Annotated in this window: 1 protein-coding gene; it reads left to right on the top strand. The window is 50.9% G+C overall.

Translation table 11 applies throughout. From position 1 onward, the window contains the following. Nucleotides 1-8 precede the first annotated feature (8 nt). On the top strand, nt 9-1,181 hold the full coding sequence (locus tag QWY30_RS15810) for an ISL3 family transposase (protein ID WP_435433423.1): 1,173 nt from the start codon (nt 9-11) through the stop codon (nt 1,179-1,181). Nucleotides 1,182-1,234: the final 53 nt, after the last annotated feature.

Below are 1,234 nucleotides of genomic sequence, written 5' to 3'. Positions count from 1 at the left end.
TCGATTCTATCCTAGGACTGCCTGGATTAGCCATTGAGCGGGTGGATCGCCAGCTAGGCGTTCATGTCTGGGCCAAGCCCACAAGCCGACCCGCTTGTCATTATTGTGCAAGTCCATCGATACGTATTAAAGCGACTCACAGCCGAACGCTTAAGCACTCACGCCAAGGCAATCAGATCGTGTTTCTGCATTTGAGCGTGCCCAAGTATCACTGCCAGGACTGCAACCGTTATTTCCGACATCAGTTCCCTGGGGTTCGCCCACGGCTGCGCGCCACGGAGTGCTTTCGGCTGGAGGTATTTGAAGCGCACGATGGAGGCGTGAGTCAGCGCAAACTGTCAACCACACATCGCATCGGCAGTGCCACTGTTGAGCGCTGGTATCAGCACCACGTTAAGCGAAGGGTGCTTGAGCTTTCTGGCAGGGCCTGCCCGCGCATCTTGGGGATTGATGAGCATTTCTTTACCCGTAAAAAGGGCTACGCAACAACATTCGTAGACCTGAGAAACCACAAAGTGTTTGACGTGGTCCTCGGACGCTCGGAACTGAGCCTGAGGCAGTATTTAAGCCTCTTGCCGGGTCGCGAGCAGGTTCAGCTCGTTGTCATGGATTTATCCGAAACGTACCGGTCTATCGTGCAAAAGTACTTTCCTAACGCCAAGATCGTGGCTGACCGCTTTCACGTGATTCGACTGGTCAATCAGCACTTTCTGAATCTCTGGAAACAACAAGATCCGGTAGGAAGAATGAACCGTGGCTTGCTGAGCTTGGTGAGACGGCATCGCTGGAACTTGAGTCAAGAGCAGCGCGAGAATCTGGCACGGTATTTAGATCAATTTCCGGTTCTTAAGTCACTCTACTTTGCCAAGCAACGACTCAATAAGCTGCTATTGATTAGGAATTTAATGCCTAAACATGGGAGGAAATTTATGAGACGTTTGCTAAAGTTGATTGAGCAATTAGCCCAAAGCCCAGCGCGCACTCTGGCCAACACACTCACCTCTTGGCTGGAGCCGATCGTCAGGATGTGGCGCACATCAAGATCAAACGGAATAACGGAAGGGTTCCACACTAAAATGGAAATGATGTCCCGAAGGGCATATGGATTTAGGAACTTTGAGAATTACCGGCTCAGGGTCTTGGCCCACTGCGGTTGGAACGGCGTATTTAGCCGTATTTAATGAGTACTGATATTTAATGAATACTGCTCATCCCCCGATAATGGGGTAGAGCC

Origin of the sequence: Zwartia panacis, from assembly GCF_030410395.1 — a bacterium.
In the GTDB taxonomy this organism is placed as follows: Bacteria; Pseudomonadota; Gammaproteobacteria; order Burkholderiales; family Burkholderiaceae_B; genus Zwartia; species Zwartia panacis.
This window is presented reverse-complemented; position numbering and strand designations above follow the sequence as displayed.